Raw genomic sequence first — 4,295 nt, forward strand, 5'->3', positions numbered from 1 at the left:
GGACGTACCGGACGAGCCCGCCGCGGAGGACTGGGCGGCGCGCAGCGTACGCGCCGGTGCGGCGGCCGCCCCCGCCCGCCCGGACGCCGCCGGGGACGCCGCCGAGGAGGCGGGCCGGCCTCCGGGCCGCAGCGCACGCCGCCCGGAAGCCGGATGAGCGCGCCACCGGACCCGGGCCCGCCCCCTGCCCCGCCGCCACCGCCCCGCGGGCCCCGGCCCCGCTCCGTGCCCGCCCGAACCATCCGCCGGAGACTCCCGTGGAGCTGACCCTGACCACCGCCGACCCGCAGGGTCGGCGGACGGATCACCTGGTGGAGGTGGCGCCCGGTGCCACCGTCGCCGCCCTCGCCGCCGCGCTGACCGGCGGCGGCGAGGACACCCCGGCCCCGGCGCCGCCGCCCGCGCTCTACCTCGGCGACCGCCCGCTGCACCCCGGCCTCCGCGTCGCCGGAAGCGGCATCCGCGAGGGCACCCTGCTCGGCCTCGGCGCCCCCGTCCCGTCCTCCGCGCCGGCCCCCGCCTGGTCGCCGCCCCCGTCGGACCCGGCGCTGGTGGAGATCCGGCACGTCTCCGGACCCGGCTCCGGCACGGTCTGGCGGCTCGGCCCCGGCTGCCACGAGGCGGGCACCGACCGCGGCTGCGCGCTGCGCCTGACCGGCGGCGGCGCACCGGCCTCGGGCGTGTGGATCACCGTCCGCACCGACGGCACCGTCACCCACCGGCTGCCCGAGGACGCCGACCCCGCCCGCTGCGGCCTGCGCAGCCTCACCCCGCCGCCCCCGGTGGACCCGGAGACCGGCACCCCGCTCACCGACGAGGAGCCCGCCGGCCCGGTGGACGGCGGTCCCGGCGGCCACACCCCCGAGCCCGCCGCGCCCGGCCCCGACGGCCTGCCGGTGCGCCCCCCGCTGCCGCCGGCCGGCCACCTGCCGCCGCCGGACGACGGCTCCGAGCCCTGGCCGCCGTACGCCGATCTGGCCCTCGGCGACCACCTGCTGCGGTTCGGCCCGCCCAGCGAACCGGACGCCGCCGTCACCCCCTCGGCCGACGGCACCGCCCTGGAGTACAACCGGCCCCCGCGCATCGCACCGCACCTGGACGCCGAGTCGCTGCGCATGCCCGGCCCGCCCGCCCGTCACCGCGGCCGGGCGTTCCCGCTGATGATGGTGATGGCCCCGCTGGTCATGGGAATGATCATGATCAGCCTGTTCCGCAGCTTCTACTTCCTGGTCTTCATCTTCTTCACCCCGCTGATGGCGCTCGGCAACTGGGTCACCGGCCGGCGCAGCGGGCGCCGCGCGCACGCCGAGGCACTGCGCGTCTTCCGGCTGCGCCGTGCCGCGCTGGAGCGGGAGATGCGCCAGGCCACGGTCGAGGAGCGGCGGCTGCGCAACCTCACCTTCCCCGACCCGGCGACCGTGCTGCTCACCGCGGCCGGCCCCGGCCGGCTGCTGTGGCAGCGCCGCCGCCACGACCCCGACCATCTCGCGATCCGGCTGGGCACCCTGACCCGCCCCTCCCTGAAGCGCATCAACGACCAGGCGCGGGAGAGCAACCACCAGCAGGTGCACTGGCGGCTGGCCGACGTGCCCTGGGCGCTGGAGCTGGCCGAGTGCGGGGTCGCCGGCCTCACCGGGCCCGACGACACCCACCGCGCCGTCGCCCGCTGGGCCGTCGCCCAGAGCGCGGTCCTGCACAGCCCGCGCGATCTGCGCATCGTCGTGCTGACCTCGGACGGGCATGCCGGCGACTGGGGCTGGCTGCACTGGCTGCCACACCTGCGGACCGGCGTCCGGCCCGCCGGGGGCCGGGGCGCGTCCGGCGGGCCGGCGGTGCAGGTGGGCAACGACCCGGAGTCCACCGCCCACCGCGTCAGCGAGCTGCTGGCCGGCATCAAGGCCCGCACCGCGTCCCGCTCCTCCGCGATGGGCGCCGCGCTGCACCGGGAACCGGACGTGCTGGTGATCCTGGACGGCGCCCGCCGGCTGCGCGACGTGCCCGGCGTGGTGGAGATCCTCACCACCGGACCCGCGGTGCGGATCTTCAGCCTCTGCCTGGACGAGAGCGAGCGGCTGCTGCCCGAGGAGTGCACCGCCGTGCTGACCGCCGCCGGCGGCCGGATCACCGCACGGGTCACCGGCGCGCCCGCCGTCGAGGGCATCCGGGCCGATCTGGTCACGCCCGCGTGGTGCGAGGAGGTGGCCCGCGCCCTGGCACCGGTCCGGGACGTCACCACCGACGGCGAGCCGGGCCTGCCGGCCGAGGTGCGGCTGCTGCCGCTGATCGGGCAGGAGCCGCCCGACGCGCAGGCCCTGGTCCGCGCCTGGCGCCGCCGCCCGGCGGACACCTCCTTCGTGCTCGGCACCGGCTACGAGGGCCCGCTCCGCCTGGACCTGGTGCGGGACGGCCCGCACGGCCTGGTGGGCGGCACCACCGGCGCCGGCAAGTCCGAACTCCTCCAGACCATGATCGCCTCACTCGCCGCCGCCAACCGGCCGGACGAACTCACCTTCGTGCTCGTCGACTACAAGGGCGGCAGCGCCTTCCGGGAGTGCGCGGGGCTGCCCCACACCCTGGGCATGATCACCGATCTGGACGGGCATCTGGTCGAGCGGGCGCTCGCCTCGCTCGGCGCCGAACTCCGCCGCCGGGAGCGGGTGCTGGCGGACGCCGAGGCCAAGGACCACGCCGAGTACCGGGCCCGGCGGGCGCGCGACCCGCGACTGCCCGCACTGCCCCGGCTGCTCATCGTCATCGACGAGTTCGCCACCCTGGTGCGGGAACTGCCCTCCTTCGTGCCGGGCCTGATCGNACCCTGGTGCGGGAACTGCCCTCCTTCGTGCCGGGCCTGATCGGACTGGCGCAGCGCGGCCGGTCCCTCGGCCTGCACCTGGTGCTCGCCACCCAGCGGCCGGGCGGCTCCGTCAGCACCGAGATCAAGGCCAACACCAACTTGCGGATCTCCCTGCGGGTCACCGACCGCTCGGAGAGCCAGGACATCATCGACGCCCCCGACGCGGTGAACATCTCGCCGGCGACGCCCGGCCGCGCCCTGGTGCGGTCCGGCTCGGCGGCACCGGTGCCGTTCCAGTCGGCCTGGGCGGGCGGGGAAAGGCCGGCCCCCGGAGCCCCGGACGGCGGGCCCGTCGCGGAGGGCGCGGCCGGCGGCGCACCGCCCGGCACCGTGCGGCCGGTCCGCAGCGTCCCCCTGACCTGGCAGGGCCTGGGCCGGCCCGCCACCTTCCGCTTCCCCGACGGCCCCGGCGATTCCGACGGCCCCGGCGGTCCGGACGGCCCCGCGGAAGCCGGCGCACCGGCCGGCGGCGGCACCGCGGCGGACGACGACCCGCCGACCGACCTGCGGGTCCTGGTCGCCGCCGTGCGGGAGGCGGCGGCGATGCTGCCGGACTGCCCGCCGCAGCCCAGTCCCTGGCTGCCGCCGCTGGAGGAGGTGCTCCCGCTGGACGCACTGCCGGCCGCGCCGCCGCCCCGCCCCGGCTCGCTGCCGCCGGTGCCCTACGGCCTGATCGACCTGCCCGAGTTCCAGGACCGGCGGCTCGCCACCCTGGACTTCGACAGCTTCGGGCACCTGTACGTGATCGGCGCCCCGCGCTCGGGCCGCACCCAGGTGCTGCGCACCCTCGCCGGATCCGCCGCCCGGGAGATCTCCTGCGCCGATCTCCACATCCACGCGATCGACGCGGCCGGCGGCGGCCTGCTGCCGCTGGAATCGCTGCCGCACTGCGGCGCGGTGGTCTCCCGGCACGACACCGAGCGCCTGGAGCGGCTGCTGACCCGGCTCTCCGCGGAACTCACCGAACGGCAGCGGCGGATGGCCGCCCGCGGCTGTGCCGCCCTCGGCGAACTGCGGGCCGCCCTGCCGCCCGCCGAACGCCCCGCGCACCTGCTGCTCCTCATCGACGGCTGGGACGCGCTCAGCGCGATGCTCGACGACTACGACGGCGGCCGGCTCTACGCCGAGGTGGTGCGGCTGCTGCGGGAGGGCGTCGCGGCGGGCGTCCACGTCGTCGCCACCTCCGAGCGGCTGCTGCTGGGCGGCCGGCTCGCCGCCCACAACGACCGGCGGCTGGTGCTGCGGCAGTCGGACCGCGGCGACTACCAGCTCGCCGGGATGACACGCGGCCAGGTGCCGGCCCGTATCCCGCCGGGCCGCGGCTGGCACGCGCCGAGCGGCGTGGAGGTGCAGATCGCCCTGCTGCCCGTCCCCGCGCCGGCCGGCGGCACCGCCGGCCGGGAGGGCGGTCCCGGGGACCCGCCGGGGGAGCGGGGTCCCG

2 protein-coding genes are annotated in these 4,295 nt (G+C 78.2%); both read left to right on the forward strand.

The genetic code is table 11. The annotated features are described in order from the left end of the window. The first annotated feature begins 257 nt into the window (after positions 1-257). A complete protein-coding gene (locus tag GQS09_RS30100; RefSeq protein WP_313896369.1) occupies positions 258-2,852 on the forward strand; it encodes an FtsK/SpoIIIE domain-containing protein in 2,595 nt (864 codons plus the stop codon). After that, positions 2,819-4,295: FtsK/SpoIIIE domain-containing protein (locus GQS09_RS30105; RefSeq protein ID WP_313896370.1), on the forward strand; the 1,477-nt coding region annotated here is incomplete at its 3' end. The genes GQS09_RS30100 and GQS09_RS30105, both read left to right, overlap by 34 nt.

The sequence above is a fragment of the Streptomyces sp. YIM 98790 genome (assembly GCF_011421595.1).
Lineage (GTDB): Bacteria > Actinomycetota > Actinomycetes > Streptomycetales > Streptomycetaceae > Streptomyces.